We start from the raw sequence: 20222 nt of genomic DNA on the forward strand, positions 1-20222 counted from the left end.
GACGCGGGCACCTACACTGGCCGCATGACGACCCCCGGTGAGCAGTCCGACCAGCCCGGCCCCGGCGGCCCCCCGTACCCCGGGCCCCCCGCCCCGCAGGGTCCGCCCGCGCCGCCCCAGGGCTACCAGCCGCCGGCGCCCGGGTACACCCCGCAGCCGCAGCTCGGTGCGGGTCCCGCCGGCCGCTACCACCTCAACGTCATGGGGCAGGAGTACGGCCCGTACGGCCTCCAGGAGCTGCTCGGCATGGCGCTGGGCGGCCAGCTCAAGGGCGACTCGCCGGTGCGGGCCGAGGGCCAGCAGAGCTGGTTCCCGGCCTCGCAGGTCCCGGGCCTGTTCTCGAGCCGCGAGTGGATGACCACCCTGCTGCTGTCGATCTTCGTCGGCGGTTTCGGCGTGGACCGCTTCTACCTCGGCCAGACCGGCCTCGGCGTGCTCAAGCTCGTCACCTGCGGCGGCATGGGCATCTGGTCGCTCATCGACATCATCCTCGTCGTCATGCGCAAGCTGCCCGACGTGGACGGCCGGCCGCTGCGATGACCCACCCGGTGAGCCCGGCAGGCCGGACCGTGTACCTCTCGAAGGGGGTCCGCGTCACCGAGCGCATGATCGTGCCCGTCCTCGCGGCGATCAGTTTCGTCGGGCTCGTCGTGGCGCGGGTCTGGCCGGTGCCGTCCGTCGACGGCGGCCAGCCGACGTGCATCCTGCGGATCCTCACCGGCATGCCGTGCCCCGGGTGCGGCATGACCCGCTCGTGGGTGCACCTCGCGCACGGTGACGTCGCGACCGCCTTCGAGTACAACCTCTTCGGGCCGATCGGGATGGCGGCGGCCGCGGGCCTCGTCGTCTACACGGCCGTCTCCCTCGTGCGCCGACGACCACCCCAACGGCTGCTCGACCAGCTCAACCCCCGCTTCCTCATGGTGCTCGTCGGCGTGTGGCTCGCCTACTCCGCGGTGCGCATCGTGAGCCTGTCCCTGGGCCAGGACTACTTCGCCCTCGTCGTCGCCTGACGCGGCGTCGGACCATCTCCCACCGCGGGCTAGGATGAACCCCTCAGCCGCACCGACACGAAGGACCCCCCACGTGAGCTCCCTCAACGTTGAACTCGTCGCCGCGGACCGCAAGGTCTGGTCCGGTGAGGCCACCATGGTGCGTGCGCGCAGCACCGAGGGCGAGATCGGCATCATGCCCGGCCACACCCCCCTGCTGGGTGTGCTCGTGGAGGGCGACGTCGTCATCCACACCGAGGGTGGCGACCAGACCGCGACCGTCGACGGTGGTTTCCTCTCGGTCGACCACGACAACGTGACGATCGTCGCCGAGACCGTCCAGGCCCCGGCCAAGGCCTGACCCTGTGACGGCCCTGCAGGTGGTGGAGGTCCTCCTCCTCGCAGGGTGTCTCGTCGTCGCGCTGTGGCTGGTCCTCCTCTGGCTGCGGCGACGCTCCATCGCCGCGCACGGACCCGTGAGCCCGTGCGCCATCCGCCTGCCCGAGTCGCACCGCTGGCGGCTCGGTCTGCTGCGCATGGGGTCCGTGGACCTCGAGTGGTTCAGCGTCGGCGGCCTCACGACGACCCCCACCATGGCCTGGGTCCGGGAGGGCCTGGAGATCTCCACGCCCGACTCCGACGTGGTCTCCGTGCCCGGTCTCGTCGACGCCGTCTCGGTGACGCTCACCGGGCCCGACGGCCGACCGCTGGTCCACCTCGCCCTCGAGCAGAAGATCTACCCGGCGGTGCGCTCCTGGCTGGAGTCGGCGCCCCCGGGACGGGGCGTCAACGTCACCTGACCGGTCGCTCCTCGCGGCCGCCGCCCGGCTGCCACAGGACGTCGCCGCCGATCGGCAGGTTGGCCACGCGGGCGAGGATGAAGAGCAGGTCGGACAGTCGGTTGAGGTAGGTCGCCGTGAGCGGGTTGACGCCGCCGCTCCCGCGCTCCTGCGCCGTGTCGGTGCCGTACTGCTCGATCGCCGCCCAGGCCGAGCGCTCGGCGCGGCGCACGACGGTCGTCGCGTGGTGCAGGTGGGCCGAGCCCGCGGTGCCGCCGGGGAGGATGAAGGAGCGCAGCTTGTCCACGCGTCCCAGGTAGGTGTCGCAGTCGGCCTCGAGCTCGTCGATCCAGACCTGCTTGACCCGCAGCGGGGGGTACTCCGGCGCCTCCTGCAGCGGCGTCGACAGGTCGGCGCCGAGGTCGAAGAGGTCGTTCTGCACCCGCGTCAGCGTCGTGACGACCTCCTCCTCGAGACCGCCGGTCGCGACCGCGACCCCGATGACGGCGTTCGCCTCGTTGGCGTCGGCGTAGGCCTGCAGGCGCGGGTCGGTCTTGCTGGTGCGACTGAAGTCCCCGAGCGCGGTCGTGCCGCCGTCTCCGGTGCGGGTGTAGATCTTCGTCAGGTTCACCATGGGCCCATCGTGGCAGACCCCCGTGACCGGCGAACGGGGAGCGCCTGACCAGACGCTGGTGTGCGCGTGATCACATCGTTGCCCGAGGGTGCAACCCCCGTCGTGGGTCGCGCGTCACACTGGGTGCACGGTCTCAGCAGGGGAAGGCAGGTGCCGTGATGAGCGCAATGGTCGCGCTGACGCCAGTGGGTGGCGAGGGCAGCACCCGGGTCCGGGTCGTCGTGCCCTTCGACCTGCGCCACAGCGCGGATCTGCGGCAGGGCTTCGTCGAGGCGATCCGGGCCGGGCGGGACCCGATCGTCGTCGACCTCGCCGGGTCGACCGTCGTCGACCAGGTGGGCTTCGCGACGCTCCTGGGTGCGCACGCCCGCGCCGCCCGGGCCGGACGCCGGCTGCGCTTCGCCAACGCCGACGAGCGGACCGAGCGTCTGCTGCGCCGGGCCGGGCTCGTCCGGCTCCTCCACGACGTGCCCGCGCCGCGGATCGCCGTCCGCCGCCGCGCCGCCGTCTGACCTCCCCTTCGTCCCCGGCCGGCTGCGGCCACCCGGTGTGGCGTCATTCACCGTCGCCGGGCCTGTGGTGAGCCGCGGGGCGCGGGTACCTTGCCCTCATGGCCGACCGCACTGATGCCCCGACCCCTGCCGCCGAGGCTGCTCGCCCCGAGCGCGACCGCCCCTGGGTGATGCGCACCTACGCCGGGCACTCCAGTGCCGCGGCGTCCAACGAGCTCTACCGCCGCAACCTCGCCAAGGGCCAGACCGGGCTGTCGGTCGCCTTCGACCTGCCGACGCAGACGGGCTACGACCCCGACCACGTGCTCAGCCGCGGTGAGGTCGGCAAGGTCGGCGTGCCGATCAGCCACATCGGTGACATGCGCCGGCTCTTCGACCAGATCCCGCTCGGCGAGATGAACACGTCGATGACGATCAACGCGGTCGCGATGTACATGCTCGCGATGTACCAGGTCGCCGCCGAGGAGCAGGCCGAGGCGGCGGGTCAGGACCCCGCCGAGGTCCGGGCGCGCCTGGCCGGCACGACGCAGAACGACATCATCAAGGAGTACCTGAGCCGCGGGACGTACGTCTTCCCGCCCGGCCCCTCGATGCGCCTGATCACCGACATGGTGACGTACACCGTCGGCGAGATCCCCAGATGGAACCCGATCAACATCTGCAGCTACCACCTGCAGGAGGCCGGGGCCACCCCCGTGCAGGAGATCGCCTACTCGATGTCGACCGCCCTCGCGGTGCTCGACGCCGTGCGCGAGTCGGGCCGCGTGCCCGAGGACGAGTTCGGCACGGTCGTCGCCCGCATCTCCTTCTTCGTCAACGCCGGCGTGCGCTTCGTCGAGGAGATGTGCAAGATGCGCGCCTTCGTCCAGCTGTGGGACGAGATCACCCGCGAGCGCTACGGCGTCACCGACGCCAAGCAGCGCCGCTTCCGCTACGGCGTCCAGGTCAACTCCCTGGGCCTGACGGAGGCGCAGCCGGAGAACAACGTCCAGCGCATCGTCCTCGAGATGCTCGCGGTCACACTGAGCAAGGACGCGCGCGCCCGGGCCGTGCAGCTGCCGGCGTGGAACGAGGCCCTCGGCCTGCCGCGTCCGTGGGACCAGCAGTGGGCGCTGCGCCTGCAGCAGGTCCTCGCCTTCGAGTCAGACCTGCTCGAGTACGACGACCTCTTCGCCGGCTCGCCCGTCGTCGAGGCCAAGGTCACGGAGCTCGTGACCGGGGCCAAGGCCGAGATCGAGCGCATCCAGGCGATGGGGGGCGCTGTGCCGGCCGTCGAGTCGGGCTACATGAAGTCCGCCCTCGTCGCGAGCCACTCGCTGCGCCGCCAGCGGATCGAGGCCGGCGAGGACATCGTCGTGGGCGTCAACAAGTTCGAGACCACCGAGCCCAACCCGCTGACCGCCGACCTCGACACCGCGATCCAGACCGTCGACGCCGACGTCGAGGCCAAGGCCATCGAGGCCGTGCGTGCCTGGCGTGCCGAGCGCGACGCCGACCCGCAGCAGGCCGAGGCGGCCAAGGCGGCGCTCGCCACCCTGCAGGAGACCGCGAGGACGAGCGACAACCTCATGGAGGCCTCGCTCGACTGCGCCCGGGCCGGGGTGACGGTCGGGGAGTGGGCCCAGGCCCTGCGCGAGGTCTTCGGCGAGTTCCGTGCTCCCACCGGCGTCTCGGGCTCCGTGGGGATCGCCGACGCCGGGTCCACCGACCTGCTCGCCGTGCGCGACCGCGTACGTGCCACGAGCGAGGAGCTCGGCGAGCAGCTGCGCGTCCTCGTCGGCAAGCCCGGCCTCGACGGTCACTCCAACGGGGCCGAGCAGATCGCCGTGCGGGCGCGCGACGCGGGCTTCGAGGTCGTCTACCAGGGCATCCGCCTCACCCCCGAGCAGATCGTGTCCGCGGCCGTGGCCGAGGACGTCGACCTGGTCGGGGTCTCGATCCTCTCCGGCTCGCACATGGAGCTCGTCCCCGACGTGCTCGAGGGCCTGCGGGCCGAGGGCGCCGGGGACATCCCCGTGGTCGTCGGCGGGATCATCCCCGAGTCGGACGCGGCGAGGCTGCGCGAGCTGGGCGTCGCGGCCGTCTTCACCCCCAAGGACTTCGGCCTCAACGAGATCATGGGTCGCTTCCTCGACATCATCCGCGAGAGTCGCGGCCTGTCGGCCGTGCAGGCCGAGGACGCGACCTCGCAGGTCTAGCCTTCGAGGTATGTCCTTGCACTGCCCGGCGACACTCCTCGTCACCGCACCGCCCACGGACGAAGGGGGTCTGGCCCACCTCGTCGGGGCGCTGCGCGGCGTGGGGATCCTCGCCGTCGTCACGGGGTCGGAGGACGGCGTCGGTGCGCGCCTGGCCGACGCGCTGGACGTGCCGCTCGAGGTCGACGCGGCCCTGTCGGGCGCCGAGGGCGACCCGCTGGCCGGGGTCGCCGACCTGCACCGCGGCGAGACCGTGGCCGTGCTCCTGCCGTCCGCCGCACAGGGGGTGGAGCGGCTCGAGCTCGGCGACTAGAAGAGGCGATGCATGCTCGTGTCGATGCCCTTGAGCTCGTCGTAGTCGAGGGTGACGCAGCGGATGCCTCGGTCCTCGGCGAGGGTGCGGGCCTGCGGCCTGATGACCTGGGCGGCGAAGACCCCCGTGACCGGGCGCAGCGCGGGGTCGCGGTTCATCAGCTCGAGGTAGCGGGTCAGCTGCTCGACACCGTCGATCTCGCCGCGGCGCTTGATCTCGATGGCGACGGAGACCCCCTTCGCGTCCCTGGCGAGGATGTCGACGGGACCGATCGCCGTCATGTACTCGCGACGCACGAGCGTGTAGCCGTCGCCGAGGGTCTGGATGTGCTCGGCGAGCAGCCGCTGCAGATGGGCCTCGACGCCGTCCTTGACCAGGCCGGGGTCGAGGCCCAGCTCGTGCGCCGAGTCGTGGTGCACCTCGTGCAGCCTGACCCGCAGCCGGTCCTCGGTCTTGGCGTGCTGGACGTTCCAGACGGCGGTCACCCCCTCTGTGGCCTCGGTCTCGTCCGGCTCGACCTCCGCCATCGAGCACGGGGGAGCCATCCAGTTCAGCGGCTTGTAGGAGCCGCCGTCGCTGTGGACGAGCACCGACCCGTCCGCCTTGACGATGAGCAGACGGGTCGCCAGGGGCAGGTGGGCGTTGAGCCGCCCCTCGTAGTCGACGCTGCAGGTCGCAATCACCACTCGCACGGCGACGACCCTACGCGCACAAGGTTTCCCCTGTGCGGACCGTCACGCCGCGGGCCCCTGTCCCGGGGTCACCACGGCTGCGATAGTGCCACTCATGTCAGACTCCCGCGCTCTTGCAGACGCCCTGGTCTTCCCGTACCTGAACCACGCCGCCTCGATGTTCGAGGAGCAGTACGCCTCCCGTGAGGACGTCGACAACGGCATGCGCTTCGGTTGCGGCCTGCCCGCCGGCCCCCTCGCGGTCCTCGACGAGATCGGTCTCGAGACCGTCCGGGACGCACTCGCCGCGCGCTTCGCCGAGAGCGGGGACCCGCGCCACCGGCCGGACCCTGCCATCGAGCGGCTGATCGCCGAGGGGCGCACGGGCAAGGCGGCCGGCAAGGGCTTCTACACCTACGACGGGGACGAGGTCGTCGCCGACGAGCTCACCCCCTCCCAGGTCGGCCAGGGGGCGGCTCGCCCGGTCAAGACCGTCGGCGTCGTCGGCTCCGGCACGATGGCCAGCGGCATCGTCGAGGTCTTCGCGGTGAACGGGTTCCCCGTCACCTACGTGGCCCGCACCGGCGACAAGGTCGACGCGGTGCGCGCGCAGATCGCCAAGAACCTGGCCCGTCAGGTCGACAAGGGTCGGATCGACCAGGGTCAGGCGGACGCCGTCCTCGGCCGCCTCACCGGCGCGACCGAGCGCGAGGCCCTCGGTGACGTCGACATCGTGGTCGAGGCGATCGCCGAGGAGATCGGCATCAAGAATCAACTGTTCGCCGACCTGGACCGCATCTGCAAGCCGGGTGCCGTCCTGGCGACGACCACCTCGTCGCTGTCCATCGCCGACCTCGCCGCGCAGACCAGGCGTCCGCAGGACGTCGTCGGGATGCACTTCTTCAACCCGGCCCCGGTCATGAAGCTGGTCGAGGTCATCAACCACGCGACGACCGGCCAGGACGTGCTCGACACCGTCCAGGACCTGTGCCGCAGCACCCGCAAGGTCGCCGTCAGCTGCGCCGACCGCTCCGGCTTCATCGTCAACGCGCTGCTCTTCCCGTACCTCAACGACGCCATCAGGGCGCACGAGGAGGGTGCCGAGCTCGACGCCGTCGACGGGGCGATCACCGAGCACTACGGCTACCCGATGGGCCCCTTCGCGCTCCTCGACGTCGTCGGCAACGACGTGGCCCTGGCCATCGAGGAGGAGCTGCTCGCCGAGTTCGAGCACGAGTCGCTCACCCCGGCCCCGCTCCTGCGCGAGCTCGTCGGCGCCGGCAAGCTCGGCCGCAAGACAGGTGAGGGCTTCCGCACGTACTGAGCCCGAGCACACGAGGTCGTCCTGGTGCATCTGGTGGCGGATCCAGCCACTGCGTGCACCAGGACGACCTTTTGTGTCCGCTCGCGTCACGGGAGACCATGAGCCCATGCCCCGCAGCAACCGTCGACGCCGTGACGAGCACCGTCCGCTCGCGCTCGAGGGTTCGCCGCAGACGCGGGAGACGTGGATGGGCCGCGCCTGGATCGTTCGTCGGCTGAGCGGGCAGACCTCGACGCGGGTGTACACCTGCCCGGGCTGCACCCACGAGATCCAGCCGGGCACGCCGCACGTCGTCGTCTGGCCGGACGACGGGCTCGGGGGAGCGGACGACCGCCGGCACTGGCACTCCGCCTGCTGGAAGGCCCGCAACCACGGGCGCTACGGGCGCTGACCGCAGGACAGCCCGGTTGGTGGAGTACCTGCACGGTGCAACAATCGTCGGGTGCTCCTCCGCCTCGTCCGCCGCCACCTGGACGGCACGGGCGGCCGGGTCGCGACGCTGCTGCTCCTCCAGCTCGCCGCCACCCTCGCCTCCCTCTACCTGCCCAGCCTCAACGGCGAGATCATCGACAACGGCGTGGCCACGGGCGACACCGGTTACATCGTCCGCCACGGCGGGCTGATGCTGGCCGTCTCGGTGCTGCAGATCGTCGCGACGATCGCGGCGACGTGGCTCGGTGCGGGCCTGTCGGCGACGATGGCCGCCCGGCTGCGGGCCGCGGTCTTCTCGCGTGTCGGCAGCTTCAGCGCCCAGGAGGTCGCGCGCTTCGGCGCTCCGACGCTCATCTCGCGCACGACCAACGACGTCACGCAGGTCCAGACCGTCACCAACATGGCGCTGACGATGATGGTCACCGCGCCCCTGATGATGGTCGGCGGCGTGGTCATGGCGCTGCGCGAGGACGTCGGGCTGTCGTGGCTCGTGGCCGTCGCCGTTCCGCTGCTCGCGGTCTCGGTGGGCCTGGTGATCCGCCAGATGGTCCCCAGCTTCCGCCGGATGCAGACGAGCGTCGACACGGTCAACCGCATCCTGCGCGAGCAGATCACCGGCGTGCGTGTGGTCCGGGCCTTCGTGCGCGAAGGGAGCGAGCGCGAGCGGTTCGAGGTGGCCAACACCGAGTACACCGGGTCGGCGATCGCGGTCGGGCGGCTGATGGCGCTCGCCTTCCCGATCGTCATGGTCATCCTCAACGCGTCGACGGTGGCGGTGCTGTGGTTCGGCGCCCAGCGCGTGGGGAGCGGTGAGATGCAGATCGGTGCCCTCACCGCGTTCATGACCTACCTGATGCAGATCCTCATGTCGGTGATGATGGCGACCTTCATGTCGATGATGCTCCCCCGCGCAGCCGTCTCCGCCGGACGCATCGACGAGGTCCTCTCGACCGAGTCCTCCGTGGTGCCGGCGCTCGCGCCGCGCCCGATGACACAGGCCCGGCCCTCCGTCGTGCTCGACGCCGTCGAGTTCGCCTACCCCGGCGCCGACGCGCCCGTCCTCTGCGACGTCAGCCTGCGCGCCGAGCCGGGTCGCACGACGGCGATCATCGGCTCGACCGGCGCCGGCAAGACCACGCTGCTCGACCTCGTGGCGCGCCTGCACGACGCGACCGGTGGGCGGGTCCTCGTCGGAGGCACCGACGTGCGCGAGCTCGAACCGGCGGAGCTGTGGAGCCACCTGGCCGTCGTGCCGCAGCGCGCCTTCCTCTTCAGCGGGACGATCGCCAGCAACCTGCGCCAGGCCAAGCCCGACGCCACCGACGAGGAGCTGTGGGAGGCCCTGCGCATCGCCCAGGCCGAGGACTTCGTGCGCGACCTCGAGCAGGGGCTCGGGGCACCGGTCGCGCAGGGAGGGACCAACCTCTCGGGCGGCCAGCGCCAGCGGGTGTCGATCGCCCGGGCGCTCGTGCGCCGACCCGACATCTACCTCTTCGACGACGCCTTCTCCGCGCTCGACCTGACGACCGACGCGCGGCTGCGCGCCGCCCTTCGTCCCGTCGTCGCCGACAGCGTCGTCCTCGTGGTCGCCCAGCGCGTCTCCTCGATCATCGACGCCGACCACATCGTCGTCCTCGACGACGGCCGGGTCGTCGGCGACGGGACCCACGAGGAGCTGCTCGCGGGCTGCCCGACCTACGTCGAGATCGTCGAGAGCCAGGCGGCGCGGGAGGAGGCGGCGTGAGCGAGGTCCCCACCGCTGAGGAGAAGGCCGCCCAGGCGCGCCGCGGGCCCGGGTCCGTCATGCGCCGTGGCCCGATGCAGATGGGCACGCCGGGGGAGAGGTCGAAGAACTTCCTGCCCTCGGCGCGGCGCCTCGTGGGGCGGCTGCGACCGCAGCGCGCCCGGGTGCTCACGGCCATCTCCCTGACGGTGGTCTCCGTCGGCATGAGCGCCCTCGGGCCGCTCATCCTCGCGCGGGCCACCGACCACATCTTCGCCGGGTGGATCGGCTCGAAGCTGCCCGCCGGCGTCCCGCTCGAGTCCGTCGTCGAGCAGCTGCGCGCGTCGGGCGAAGGGCGCCGGGCCGACATGATCGAGGCGATGCCCTACGTCGTGCCGGGGCAGGGCATGGACCTCGGCGCGATCGGGCGCATCCTCCTGCTCGCGCTCGCGCTGTACGTCGTCGCCGCCGTCCTCTCGTGGCTCCAGGGGCGCGTCATCGTCCATGCGGTCAACCAGGTCGTCTTCGACCTGCGTGCCCAGGTCGAGGCCAAGCTGCACCGGCTGCCGCTGCCGTACTTCGACCAGCAGCCGCGCGGAGAGCTGCTCAGCCGCGTCACCAACGACATCGACAACGTCGCGCAGTCGCTGCAGCAGACGCTCAGCCAGCTGCTCACCAGCCTCATCACGGTCGTCGCGATGGTCTCGATGATGGTGTGGGTCTCGCCGCTCCTCTCGCTCATCGCGCTCGTGACGATCCCGATCTCCATCGTGCTCACCGGGGTGATCGGCAAGCGCTCGCAGCGGCACTTCATCCAGCAGTGGAAGTCCACCGGCGAGCTCAGCGCGGTCGTCGAGGAGACGTACACCGGCCACTCGCTCGTCAAGGTCTTCGGCCGGCAGGCGGAGGTCGACGCGGCCTTCGCCGAGCGCAACGAGGAGCTGCGCGGGGCGGGCTTCGGGGCGCAGTTCGTCAGCGGCATCATCATGCCGGCGATGATGTTCGTCGGGAACCTCAACTACGTCGTCATCGCCGTCGTCGGGGGCCTGCGGGTCGCCTCCGGCCAGATGACGCTCGGCGACGTGCAGGCCTTCATCCAGTACTCGCGCCAGTTCACCCAGCCGCTGACGCAGGTCGCCTCGATGGCCAACCTCATGCAGTCCGGTGTCGCCTCCGCGGAGCGCGTCTTCGACGTGCTCGACGCGCCGGAGCAGGTCGAGGACCCGAGCACGCCGGTGGCGCGCGGCGACGGCCACGGGCGGGTGGCCTTCGAGGGAGTGAGCTTCAGCTACGACCCGACCCGGCCGCTCATCGAGGACCTCGACCTCGTCGTCGAGCCGGGCCAGACGGTCGCGATCGTCGGCCCGACCGGCGCCGGCAAGACGACGCTCGTCAACCTCGTCATGCGCTTCTACGAGCTCGACTCGGGACGGATCACCATCGACGGCATCGACATCACCGACATGTCGCGCGCCGAACTGCGCTCGCGCACCGGCATGGTCCTGCAGGACACGTGGCTCTTCTCCGGGACGATCGGCGACAACATCGCCTACGGGCGCCCGGGTGCCACCCGCGAGGAGGTCCGGGCGGCGGCCGAGGCGACCTACGTCGACCGCTTCGTCCACTCCCTTCCTCAGGGGTACGACACGCACCTCGACGACGAAGGGGGGAACATCTCGGCCGGCGAGAAGCAGCTGGTGACGATCGCCCGCGCCTTCCTCGCCGACCCGAGCCTGCTCATCCTCGACGAGGCGACGAGCTCGGTCGACACCCGTACCGAGCGGCTCGTGCAGCAGGCGATGGCGGCGCTGCGCGGGGACCGGACGAGCTTCGTCATCGCCCACCGGCTCTCGACGATCCGCGACGCCGACCTCATCGTCGTCATGGAGGAGGGGCACATCGTCGAGCAGGGCACGCACGAGAGCCTGCTCGCCGCCGATAGTGCCTACGCGCGCCTCTACCGCAGCCAGTTCGCGGCCGCGGTGACGGAGCTGGACACCTCGGTCAACCTGGCCTGAGCCCCCTTCGCCCCACCGGGCAGGCACCCGCTCAACAAGAGAAACCTCGCCTTCGCAAGGGTTTGAAACCCTTGCGAAGGCGAGGTTTCTCGGGTGACCCGAGAATCTTGGGGCAGGAGGCGGGCTCAGACCGCCTGGAAGCGGTTGATCTCCTTCTCGAACTTCGCGCGCTTGTCGGTGTCGGTGACACCCAGGCCCGGCTCGGGGGCGAGGGTGAGCACGCCGACCTTGCCCTGGTGCTTGTTGTGGTGCACGTCGAGGGTGGCCTGGCCGACCTCCTCGAGCGTGTAGGTCCGGCTGAGGGTCGGGTGGACGAGACCGCGGTTGATGAGCTCGTTGGCCTCCCAGGACTCGCGGTAGTTCGCGAAGTGGCTGGAGATGATGCTCTTGAGGTTCATCCACAGGTAGCGGTTGTCGTACTCGTGCATGTAGCCCGAGGTCGACGCGCAGGTGACGATCTTGCCGCCCTTGCGGGTGACGTAGACCGAGGCGCCGAAGGTCTCGCGGCCGGGGTGCTCGAAGACGATGTCGACGTCGTGGCCGCCGGTGAGCTCACGGATCTTCTTGCCCAGGCGCTGCCACTCCTTGGGGTTCTGCTCCGTGTTGTCCTCGTTCCAGAACCTGTAGCCCTCGGCGTTGCGGTCGATGATCAGCTCGGCGCCCATGTCGCGGCAGATCTGCGCCTTCTCGGGGGAGGAGACGACGCAGATCGGGGTCGCCCCGGCGGCGAGCGCCATCTGGGTCGCGTAGGAGCCGAGGCCGCCGGAGGCGCCCCAGATCAGGACGCGGTCACCGAGCTTCAGCGCGGCGCCGTTCTTGGAGATCAGCTGCCGGTATGCGGTGGAGTTGACCAGACCGGGGGAGGCGGACTCCTCCCAGGTGAGGTGGCCGGGCTTCGGCATGAGCTGGTTGGCCTTGACGATGGCCAACTCGGCGAGACCGCCGAAGTTGGTCTCGAAGCCCCAGATGCGCTGCTGCGGGTCCATCATCGTGTCGTCGTGGCCGTCGGCGTCCTCGAGCTCGACGGACAGGCAGTGGGCGACGACCTCGGTGCCGGGCTTCCACTTCGAGACGTGCTCGCCGACGCGCAGGACGACGCCGGAGAGGTCGGAGCCGACGATGTGGTACGGCAGGTCGTGGCGCTTGGAGTACTTGTTCAGGCGGCCGTAGCGCTCGAGGAAGCCGAAGGTCGAGACGGGCTCGAAGATCGAGGTCCACACGGTGTTGAAGTTGATCGCGCTGGCCATGACGGCGACGAGCGCCTCGTCGGGGGCCAGCTCCGGGATCGGCACGTCGTCGATGTGCAGCGACTTGCGCGGGTCCTTGTCGCGGCTCTTCAGGCCCTTGAACATCTCCACCTCGTCCTTGTGGACGGTCGCGGCACGGTAGGTGTCGGGCAGGGGGAGGTTGGCGTAGGTCTCTTCGCTGCGGTCACCGGAGAGGATCGCGTCGCGGATCTGGTCGATTGCCATGAGTGGGGGCTCCTCGGCCTCAGGGGGAATGGTCGGGGGTCGTGCGTTGCGTGAAACCTAGGTGGTCGCGGCGGCCGCGGGTATGGGGTCATGACCCAGTTCACACGCGGATCCGTGTCGTCCCGATCGGTCTCGGCGGGACGAAGGGGTGGGCTCAGTGGGCGTCGGCCGCCGGCTCGACGAGCTCGACGAGGATACCGCCGGCGTCCTTGGGGTGGATGAAGTTGACGCGGGAGTTGCTCGTGCCCCGCTTCGGGGTGTCGTAGAGCAGGCGGAGGCCGCGCTCGCGCAGGGTCGCGCCCACGGCATCGATGTCCTCGACGCGGTAGGCGAGCTGCTGGATGCCCTGGCCGTTGCGGTCGAGGAACTTCGCGATCGTGGACTCGGGGGAGAGCGGCGCGAGCAGCTGGATGCACGAGCCGGACTCGCCGACGCGCATCATCGCCTCGCGCACGCCCTGCTCCTCGTTGGTCTCCTCGTGGGCGAGCTCCATGCCGTAGGTGTCACGGTAGAAGGCGATGGCCTCGTCGAGGTCGGGCACGGCGACACCGACGTGGTCGATGGCAGTGAAGAGATCGTTCATGTGCGGCAGCCTAGGGACGCGAAGGGGGGCGGCGCGCCCCCTTCGCGTGTGGTCTGGCCCACCGTCCCGGGGCTCGTGGCACGGGTCACCGGTCGTTCCCCTCGGCACCCCGCCCGCCGCTGCGTAGAGTCGACCCATCCACGCACCCACTGCACCCGGAGGCCAACGCATGTCCACCGACCCCACTGTCATCGTCGCGGGGGCCCGCACCCCGATGGGCCGCATGAGCGGCTCGCTCAAGGGCTTCTCCGGCTCCGACCTCGGCGGCTTCGCCATCAAGGGCGCCCTCGAGAAGGCCGGCGTCAAGGGCGAGGACGTCGACTACGTCATCATGGGCCAGGTCCTCACCGCGGGCGAGGGCCAGATCCCCGCCCGCCAGGCCGCGATCAAGGGCGGGATCCCGAAGAACGTCCCCGCCCTCACGGTCAACAAGGTCTGCCTCTCGGGCATCGACGCGATCGCCCTCGCCGACCAGCTGATCCGCGCCGGCGAGTTCGAGATCGTCGTCGCCGGGGGCCAGGAGTCGATGACCAACGCGCCGCACCTGCTCCCCAAGAGCCGCGAGGGCATCAAGTACGGCGACACCAAGCTCAAGGACTCGATGGCCTACGACGGCCTGCACGACATCATCACCGACCAGGCGATGGGCGCGCTCACCGAGGCCAAGAACGCGGAGAACTCCGACTTCACCCGTGAGCAGCAGGACGAGTTCGCGGCCGCGAGCCACCAGAAGGCTGCCAGGGCCTGGGCCGAGGGCACCTTCGCCGACGAGGTCGTGCCGGTCGAGATCCCGCAGCGCAAGGGCGACCCGGTCCTCTTCGACACCGACGAGGGCGTGCGTGCCGACACGACCGTCGAGTCCCTGGGCAAGCTGCGTCCGGCCTTCGCCAAGGACGGCACCATCACCGCCGGCTCTGCCTCGCAGATCTCCGACGGCGCGGCCGCGGTCGTCGTCATGAAGAAGTCCAAGGCCGAGGAGCTGGGCCTGTCCTGGCTCGCCGAGATCGGCGCCCACGGTGTCGTCGCCGGTCCTGACTCGACCCTGCAGTCGCAGCCGGCCAACGCCATCGAGGTCGCCGTCGCCAAGGAGGGCATCGCGGTCTCCGACCTCGACGTCGTCGAGATCAACGAGGCCTTCGCGGCCGTCGGCCTGGCCTCGGCCCAGCAGCTCGGCCTCAAGGACGAGCAGGTCAACCCCAACGGCGGCGCGATCGCCATGGGCCACCCGCTCGGCATGTCCGGCGCGCGCATCACCCTCGCGCTCGCCCACGAGCTCAAGCGCCGCGGCGGCGGTGTCGGCGCGGCCGCCCTCTGCGGCGGTGGCGGTCAGGGTGACGCCCTGATCATCCGCGTCCCGAACGCCTGAGCTTGAGCCGCAGCATCGACGTCCCCGTCCTGGTCGAGGAGGCCAGGGCGGGGACGACCCGCGCCGTCGGGCGGCTCATCTCGCTCGTCGACGACCAGCACCCCGCGCTGCCGGAGGCGATGGCGCTGCTCGCGCCGCACACGGGTCGGGCCCACGTCATCGGCCTGACCGGCGCCCCCGGTGTCGGCAAGTCCACGACGACCGACGCCCTCGTCCGCGCGCTGCGCGAGCAGGGCGCGCGGGTCGGCGTCCTCGCGATCGACCCCTCCTCGCCCTTCAGCGGCGGCGCGCTCCTGGGTGACCGCATCCGCATGAGCGCGTCCGCGAGCGACCCGGGCGTCTACATCCGTTCGCTCGCCAGCCGCGGCCACCTGGGCGGCCTGTCGGTCTCGACGCCCCAGGCCATCCGCGTGCTCGACGCCTCCGGGTTCGACGTCGTGCTCGTCGAGACCGTCGGCGTCGGTCAGTCCGAGGTCGAGATCGCGGGCGCCGCGGACACGACCCTCGTCCTCCTGGCGCCCGGCATGGGCGACGGGATCCAGGCGGCCAAGGCGGGGATCCTCGAGGTGGGCGACGTCTTCGTCGTCAACAAGGCCGACCGCGAGGGTGCGGACGCGACCGTCCGCGACCTGCGGCACATGATCCAGCTCGGTGAGGGGACGCGGCCCGGCGGTTGGCGACGCCCGGTCGTCAAGGCCTCCGCGACCGACGGCACAGGCGTGGGCGACATCGTCACCGCGATCGGGGACCACCTCTCGTGGCTGGCCGCGAGCGGCACCCTGCGCCAGCGCCGCACCGGGCGCGCCCGTGCCGAGATCACCGCTCTCGCGCTGGCCCGGCTGCAGGCCCGCATGGGTGACCTCGGTTCCGGCGGCACGCTCGACGGGCTCGCCGAGCGGGTCGTCGACGGGGCCACGGACCCGCACGCGGCGGCCGACGAGCTGCTCGTCGGGCTCGGCGCGGACTGAGCCGGGTCAGAAACCCTCGCCCACGCGGATCTCGTCGTGGTCGTCGATGTCGAAGATCGCCGACACGCACGTGGGGGCGGCGTCGGTCGCGCCGGCGTCGAGGAAGTCGGTGTTGCAGGTGACGTCGTCGATGACGTTGCCGTCCTTCATGAAGTAGAAGGTCAGGAAGAACGAGTTGCTGCTGCCGCTGTCGTTGCGCACACTCAGGCCGGAGATGTCGTCGGTCGAGGTCAGCACCGACCAGCCGGGCTGGATGGCGGCACCGTCCACGGTGACCGAGGAGCCCTCGGAGACGGGCGTGGCGCCGGCCGCGTCGGCGTTCTTGGACGAGTTGGCCGAGGAGCTGTAGCTCGAGATCCCTTCGCTCGCCTCGTTGGCGACGAAGATGAAGAACCCGGCGACACCGCAGCAGCACAGGAGGATGACGCCGCCGATGATGCCGAGGATCCACCAGAGGGTGTTGTCCTTCTTGGGGGCGCTGCCGGGGGGCGGGTAGGCGCCCGGGGTGCCGTAGGCCGGGGCCTGGTACGGGTTCGGGTTGCCGGAGCCTCCGGGCGGTGGCGGCGCTGGGTAGGACACGGTGATTTCCCCCTGATACTTCGTGGCGTGCGACGCGGACGACGTCCGCGGCGGCAGTCTACGTGCCGGTAGCCGAGCCCGAGCACTACGCTGGCCCGGACATGACTGACGACACGACGCCCGAGCTGATCGGCGGCCGCTACGAGACCGTGCGACCCATCGGTCGCGGTGGGATGGGGACCGTCTGGCTCGCCCGCGACACCGTCCTCGGCCGCCAGGTCGCGGCCAAGCAGATCGGCGACTTCCCCGGGGAGAGCGAAGGGGAGACCCGCCGGGCTATGCGCGAGGCCCGGGCGGCGGCCGCGCTCAACCACCCCAACGTCGTCGCGGTCTACGACGTCACCGAGCACCACGGCACCCCGTGGCTCGTCATGGAGTACGTGGCCGGCCCGACGCTCGCCTCGGCCATCCGCGAGCGCGGTCCGATGACGCCGAAGGGGGCTGCCGACCTCGGCGCACAGCTCGCGGGAGCGCTCGCCGCGGCGCACCGTGCCGGCATCGTCCACCGCGACGTCAAGCCTGCCAACGTCCTCATCGGCGGCGGTCGACCCAAGCTGGGCGACTTCGGCATCGCCCGCTCCGGTGCCGACGACCAGCTGACCCAGACCGGTCTGGTGACCGGCACCCCGAGCTACATGGCCCCGGAGGTCGCCATCGGTGGCGACCACGGCCCTGCGGCCGACGTGTGGGCGCTCGGCGCGACGATCTACTTCGCGGTCGAGGGCACCGACGCCTACCCCTCGCAGGGCAACGCCCTGGCCACCCTGCGCAGCATCTCCTCGCAGCCGCCGCGGCGACCCGAGCGGGCAGGACCCCTCGAGCCGGTGCTCGCCGACATGCTCTCCCGCGACCCGGCGCGACGCGGGACGATGGACGAGGTGCTCCGTCGCCTCGAGAGCGTCGCCGCGGGCGGCTCGGGTGGCGCCTCCCGCGCGGGCGAGGCCTTCGCGCCCACGCCGACGCCCACGCCGACGCCGCCGCGACGCCGAGGCGGCTGGCCGTGGATCCTCCTCCTCGCCGGGCTGGCCGTGCTGCTCGCGGCCGGGATCGCCTGGGCCGCGTCGCGCGACGACGAGCCGACCACAGGGTCCTCGACGAGCTCGACGAGCACCTCGTCGAGCACCACCTCGACGGCCACGAGCAGCGAGCCCCAGCCGCCCGTGACGACCACGACGACGGCCACGGTGACCTCCAGCCCGAGCGAGACGTCGACGAGCAGCTCCACCTCGAGCTCCACCTCGAGCTCGTCCTCGAGCTCCACTTCGCGTGGCATGCAGGACATCACGCAGGCCGAGGCCACGACCTTCATCACCGACTACTTCTCGACGGTGACGAGCGACCGCGACGCCGCCTGGGCGATGCTCGCTCCCTCCCGGCAGAAGGACCGGGGCGGCTTCGACGGGTTCTGGTCGGGGATCGAGTCCGTCGACACCCAGGTGCTCTCCTTCGACACCAGGACCGACACCGTGACGGTGCGCCTCACCTACCACCCCAAGGACCGCGCGGAAGAGGTCGAGGAGCACGAGTACCGGCTGCGGCGCATCGACGGCGTCGTCCGGATGACCCAGTAACCCACCAGCTCCCGACCCCGGAGGTCCCCGTGCTGCTCGCGTTCTCCATCGCCCCGTCCTCCCCGGACGCCGACGGCTCCTACGCCGAGGCGGTCGCCGCCGCGCTGCGCGTCGTGCGCGACAGCGGGCTGCCGCACGACCTCGGCTCGATGTTCACGACGATCGAGGGGGAGTGGGACGAGGTCATGGCCGTCGTCAAGGCCTGCGTCGATGCCATGGAGCCCTTCGGCGACCGCGTCGGGCTGGTCATGAAGGCCGACATCCGGGCCGGTCGCACCGGCCAGATGAGCGCGAAGGTCGAGCGCGTGGCGGGCCTCCTCGCCGAGGACTGAGCCGTCCCGGCTCCGTGACCGATTTGTGACCTTCTGCAGGATTTGTCATGGTTGATCGTCCGCCCGAGCGGCAGACGGCCCCTGAACCCTGACCGAAAGCACCCACGTGAGCACGCTCATCCAGCGCGTCGCCGGCGTCGTCCTGGCCCTCGTCGGCCTCGTCGCCGCGATCGTCGGGGGTTGGTTCCTCGCCAACCTCGGCACCTCCGGCACGGCCACCTTCACCGCCGACCCCGGCCAGCGGGTCGTCGTCCTCGACCCCGACGTGCTCAACCGCGTCGACCACCCCGTCGAGGTCACCGCCGCCGGCTCCGGCGAGCTGTGGGCCGGCACCGCCCGGCCCTCCGACGCCGAGGCCGTCCTGGGTGACGCCACGCGCGCCGAGGTCTCGGGCGTCGCGGTGTCGGACTGGGCGCTCACGAGCGCCGAGGTCGGGTCCACGGACCCCGTCGACCCCGCGGGCCTCGACGTGTGGCAGGAGTCCGGCACCGCGTCCGGCGAGATCAGCCGCACGATCGAGCAGTCGCAGGCGCCGCAGACCCTCGTGGTCGCCGCTGCCGACGGCGCCGAGATCGACTCCGTGACCATGACCGTCGAGGACAGCGGCTGGGGGACCACGGCCGTCGTCACCCTCGTCGTCGGTCTCGTCCTCCTCCTCGCCGGGCTGGCCCTGCTCGTCCGCAGCGGGCTCGTGGGGATGATCCGCCACCGGGCCGCGCGCCCCGATCCTGAGGAGGCCGCATGAGCCGGCGCACCACCCTCGTCGCCGCCCTCGTCGCGGCACCCCTGACCCTCGGCGGCTGCGGCCTGGGGACCTCGATCGCCGGGATCCGCGACGCCCCGGCCGAGCAGTCCTCGGGCGCGTCCGTGACCTCCACCACGGCACGGCAGGTGGCCGACCGCGTCGTCACCGAGGCCGTCGACGTCAGCCGCAAGAGCGGCAAGGCCGCCGAGACCGCGCGTGAGGAGGTCCTCTCCGGGCCGGCCCTGCGCGAGGTGCGGGCGGCCGTCGCCAGCAAGGACAGGACCACACGCACCTCGACGCAGGTCGAGGGGCTCAAGGTCCTCGCGGTGAGCCGCGGCGCCACGTGGCCGCGCGCCGTCCTGGCCACCTCGCGCTCGGGCGACGTGCAGTACCTGCACGTCCTCGTCGCCGAGCAGGCCGACCAGCCCTTCACCCTCTTCGCCGACGTGCCGATGGCCGCGGGTGCCAGCGTGCCCGCGCTCGCCCCGCTCGACGAGGGGACCAAGGTCACCGTCGCGGCGCCCGGCAAGGACGTCCGGGACGCGGCGACCGCCTGGGCGAAGGGTGTCGCCTTCCCTTCGTCGTCGACGAAGGCACCCGAGGACGTCTCGGTGAGCGATGCCTTCTCCGCGGCCCTGCGCAAGAACGCCCGGTCGACGAAGGCCGACCTGGGTGACCTCGCGTACTACCGGCAGCGCCAGGCGGTCGCGGAGGGCGACGCGGTCTCCTTCGCGCTGGCCGACGGCGGAGCGATCACCTTCCTGCCGATGACGCGCACCGACACGATCACCGCGACGAAGAAGCTCAAGGAGCTCAAGCTCGAGCAGGCCGCGCTCAAGGACGTGCTCGACACCTCGACCGTCGAGCGCGCCCTCTCGATCAAGCATGCCGAGACCCTGGCGCTCGTCACGCCGGCCGAGGGCAAGGCCCGCGTCGTCGGCGCCAGCGACGTGCTCGAGTCGGCGAAGGGCTCCTGACCGGGGGGTCGACGCGCGGCCCCGGCCGTGGGA

Annotated in this window: 22 protein-coding genes; 17 read left to right on the top strand and 5 right to left on the bottom strand. The window is 71.4% G+C overall.

What is annotated here, in order from left to right; genetic code table 11:
- The first annotated feature begins 24 nt into the window (after positions 1-24).
- The 4 genes from V3C34_RS07260 to V3C34_RS07275 all read left to right on the top strand — a co-directional run bounded on the left by V3C34_RS07260 (position 25) and on the right by V3C34_RS07275 (position 1792).
- Entirely contained in the window at positions 25-540 is a 516-nt protein-coding gene (locus V3C34_RS07260) for an NINE protein (protein ID WP_338538476.1), read from the top strand.
- Between the two features lie 8 nt (positions 541-548).
- Positions 549-1013 carry a DUF2752 domain-containing protein gene (locus V3C34_RS07265; protein WP_338538475.1) on the top strand — a complete coding sequence of 155 codons (465 nt, stop codon included), beginning with the start codon at positions 549-551 and terminating at the stop codon, positions 1011-1013.
- A 73-nt stretch (positions 1014-1086) separates the two neighbouring features.
- Positions 1087-1353, top strand: a complete 267-nt coding sequence (locus V3C34_RS07270; protein ID WP_068325264.1) for a F0F1 ATP synthase subunit epsilon — start codon at positions 1087-1089, stop codon at positions 1351-1353.
- Between the two features lie 4 nt (positions 1354-1357).
- Complete coding sequence (locus tag V3C34_RS07275; protein ID WP_338538474.1) at positions 1358-1792, top strand: DUF2550 family protein; 435 nt, start codon at positions 1358-1360, stop codon at positions 1790-1792.
- On the opposite strand, the gene V3C34_RS07280 is transcribed toward V3C34_RS07275, so the two are convergent.
- Entirely contained in the window at positions 1785-2405 is a 621-nt protein-coding gene (locus tag V3C34_RS07280) for a cob(I)yrinic acid a,c-diamide adenosyltransferase (protein WP_346008422.1), read from the bottom strand. The genes V3C34_RS07275 and V3C34_RS07280 overlap by 8 nt on opposite strands.
- A gap of 158 nt (positions 2406-2563) precedes the next feature.
- Here V3C34_RS07280 and V3C34_RS07285 point away from each other — a divergent pair, with 158 nt between their 5' ends.
- The 3 genes from V3C34_RS07285 (at position 2564) to V3C34_RS07295 (ending at position 5428) form a co-directional block, all read left to right on the top strand.
- On the top strand, positions 2564-2917 hold the full coding sequence (locus tag V3C34_RS07285; protein WP_346008423.1) for an STAS domain-containing protein: 354 nt from the start codon (positions 2564-2566) through the stop codon (positions 2915-2917).
- Between the two features lie 98 nt (positions 2918-3015).
- The gene (locus tag V3C34_RS07290) at positions 3016-5115 is read left to right on the top strand and encodes a protein meaA (RefSeq protein WP_345912391.1); all 2100 of its coding nucleotides are present in this window, start codon (positions 3016-3018) and stop codon (positions 5113-5115) included.
- A gap of 10 nt (positions 5116-5125) precedes the next feature.
- A complete protein-coding gene (locus V3C34_RS07295) occupies positions 5126-5428 on the top strand; it encodes a hypothetical protein (RefSeq protein WP_338538472.1) in 303 nt (100 codons plus the stop codon).
- Here the strand turns inward: V3C34_RS07295 and nucS are convergent.
- Positions 5425-6120 carry an endonuclease NucS gene (gene nucS / locus V3C34_RS07300; RefSeq protein ID WP_068325259.1) on the bottom strand — a complete coding sequence of 232 codons (696 nt, stop codon included), beginning with the start codon at positions 6118-6120 and terminating at the stop codon, positions 5425-5427. The genes V3C34_RS07295 and nucS overlap by 4 nt on opposite strands.
- 94 nt (positions 6121-6214) lie before the next feature.
- On the opposite strand from nucS, the gene V3C34_RS07305 reads away from it, so the two are divergent.
- The 4 genes from V3C34_RS07305 (at position 6215) to V3C34_RS07320 (ending at position 11596) form a co-directional block, all read left to right on the top strand.
- The gene (locus tag V3C34_RS07305; protein ID WP_068422564.1) at positions 6215-7423 is read left to right on the top strand and encodes a 3-hydroxyacyl-CoA dehydrogenase NAD-binding domain-containing protein; all 1209 of its coding nucleotides are present in this window, start codon (positions 6215-6217) and stop codon (positions 7421-7423) included.
- A 106-nt stretch (positions 7424-7529) separates the two neighbouring features.
- Positions 7530-7814 (top strand): hypothetical protein, encoded by a 285-nt coding sequence (locus V3C34_RS07310; protein WP_346008424.1) that lies wholly within the window; start codon positions 7530-7532, stop codon positions 7812-7814.
- A 51-nt stretch (positions 7815-7865) separates the two neighbouring features.
- Positions 7866-9599, top strand: coding sequence for an ABC transporter ATP-binding protein (locus V3C34_RS07315; protein ID WP_068422561.1), 1734 nt, complete (start codon positions 7866-7868; stop codon positions 9597-9599).
- Positions 9596-11596: an ABC transporter ATP-binding protein gene (locus V3C34_RS07320; RefSeq protein WP_428832218.1), complete on the top strand. Its 2001-nt coding sequence runs from the start codon at positions 9596-9598 to the stop codon at positions 11594-11596. Before V3C34_RS07315 ends, V3C34_RS07320 begins: the two co-directional genes overlap by 4 nt.
- A gap of 125 nt (positions 11597-11721) precedes the next feature.
- On the opposite strand, the gene ccrA is transcribed toward V3C34_RS07320, so the two are convergent.
- Together ccrA and mce are read right to left on the bottom strand one after the other, a co-directional pair.
- Positions 11722-13062 carry a crotonyl-CoA carboxylase/reductase gene (gene ccrA / locus V3C34_RS07325; RefSeq protein WP_068325523.1) on the bottom strand — a complete coding sequence of 447 codons (1341 nt, stop codon included), beginning with the start codon at positions 13060-13062 and terminating at the stop codon, positions 11722-11724.
- Positions 13063-13222: 160 nt separating this feature from the next.
- On the bottom strand, positions 13223-13651 hold the full coding sequence (gene mce / locus V3C34_RS07330; protein WP_338538469.1) for a methylmalonyl-CoA epimerase: 429 nt from the start codon (positions 13649-13651) through the stop codon (positions 13223-13225).
- 169 nt (positions 13652-13820) lie between these two features.
- On the opposite strand from mce, the gene V3C34_RS07335 reads away from it, so the two are divergent.
- Together V3C34_RS07335 and meaB are read left to right on the top strand one after the other, a co-directional pair.
- Positions 13821-15017 (top strand): acetyl-CoA C-acetyltransferase, encoded by a 1197-nt coding sequence (locus V3C34_RS07335; RefSeq protein ID WP_068325252.1) that lies wholly within the window; start codon positions 13821-13823, stop codon positions 15015-15017.
- 2 nt (positions 15018-15019) lie between these two features.
- Complete coding sequence (gene meaB / locus V3C34_RS07340; protein ID WP_338538468.1) at positions 15020-15985, top strand: methylmalonyl Co-A mutase-associated GTPase MeaB; 966 nt, start codon at positions 15020-15022, stop codon at positions 15983-15985.
- Between the two features lie 6 nt (positions 15986-15991).
- Here meaB and V3C34_RS07345 read toward each other — a convergent pair whose 3' ends face one another.
- Positions 15992-16564, bottom strand: a complete 573-nt coding sequence (locus tag V3C34_RS07345; protein WP_068325251.1) for a hypothetical protein — start codon at positions 16562-16564, stop codon at positions 15992-15994.
- Between the two features lie 101 nt (positions 16565-16665).
- On the opposite strand from V3C34_RS07345, the gene V3C34_RS07350 reads away from it, so the two are divergent.
- The 4 genes from V3C34_RS07350 to V3C34_RS07365 all read left to right on the top strand — a co-directional run bounded on the left by V3C34_RS07350 (position 16666) and on the right by V3C34_RS07365 (position 20189).
- A complete protein-coding gene (locus V3C34_RS07350) occupies positions 16666-18135 on the top strand; it encodes a serine/threonine-protein kinase (protein ID WP_346008425.1) in 1470 nt (489 codons plus the stop codon).
- Between the two features lie 29 nt (positions 18136-18164).
- Positions 18165-18467, top strand: coding sequence for a thiamine-binding protein (locus V3C34_RS07355; protein ID WP_068325249.1), 303 nt, complete (start codon positions 18165-18167; stop codon positions 18465-18467).
- Between the two features lie 106 nt (positions 18468-18573).
- Positions 18574-19212, top strand: a complete 639-nt coding sequence (locus V3C34_RS07360) for a hypothetical protein (protein ID WP_346008426.1) — start codon at positions 18574-18576, stop codon at positions 19210-19212.
- The gene (locus tag V3C34_RS07365; protein ID WP_346008427.1) at positions 19209-20189 is read left to right on the top strand and encodes a hypothetical protein; all 981 of its coding nucleotides are present in this window, start codon (positions 19209-19211) and stop codon (positions 20187-20189) included. The genes V3C34_RS07360 and V3C34_RS07365 overlap by 4 nt, the downstream gene beginning before the upstream one ends.
- Positions 20190-20222 lie beyond the last annotated feature (33 nt).

The organism is Janibacter terrae (genome assembly GCF_039636765.1).
GTDB classification, from domain to species: domain Bacteria; phylum Actinomycetota; class Actinomycetes; order Actinomycetales; family Dermatophilaceae; genus Janibacter; species Janibacter terrae.

What these genes read in the sequence shown, in the direction of transcription:
- V3C34_RS07260 (WP_338538476.1), top strand. Translation starts at nt 25, where the DNA reads ATGACGACCCCCGGTGAGCAGTCCGACCAGCCCGGCCCCGGCGGCCCC.
- V3C34_RS07280 (WP_346008422.1), bottom strand. Translation starts at nt 2,405, where the DNA reads ATGGTGAACCTGACGAAGATCTACACCCGCACCGGAGACGGCGGCACG.
- V3C34_RS07285 (WP_346008423.1), top strand. Translation starts at nt 2,564, where the DNA reads ATGAGCGCAATGGTCGCGCTGACGCCAGTGGGTGGCGAGGGCAGCACC.
- V3C34_RS07290 (WP_345912391.1), top strand. Translation starts at nt 3,016, where the DNA reads ATGGCCGACCGCACTGATGCCCCGACCCCTGCCGCCGAGGCTGCTCGC.
- V3C34_RS07295 (WP_338538472.1), top strand. Translation starts at nt 5,126, where the DNA reads ATGTCCTTGCACTGCCCGGCGACACTCCTCGTCACCGCACCGCCCACG.
- V3C34_RS07305 (WP_068422564.1), top strand. Translation starts at nt 6,215, where the DNA reads ATGTCAGACTCCCGCGCTCTTGCAGACGCCCTGGTCTTCCCGTACCTG.
- V3C34_RS07310 (WP_346008424.1), top strand. Translation starts at nt 7,530, where the DNA reads ATGCCCCGCAGCAACCGTCGACGCCGTGACGAGCACCGTCCGCTCGCG.
- mce (WP_338538469.1), bottom strand. Translation starts at nt 13,651, where the DNA reads ATGAACGATCTCTTCACTGCCATCGACCACGTCGGTGTCGCCGTGCCC.
- V3C34_RS07335 (WP_068325252.1), top strand. Translation starts at nt 13,821, where the DNA reads ATGTCCACCGACCCCACTGTCATCGTCGCGGGGGCCCGCACCCCGATG.
- V3C34_RS07350 (WP_346008425.1), top strand. Translation starts at nt 16,666, where the DNA reads ATGACTGACGACACGACGCCCGAGCTGATCGGCGGCCGCTACGAGACC.
- V3C34_RS07365 (WP_346008427.1), top strand. Translation starts at nt 19,209, where the DNA reads ATGAGCCGGCGCACCACCCTCGTCGCCGCCCTCGTCGCGGCACCCCTG.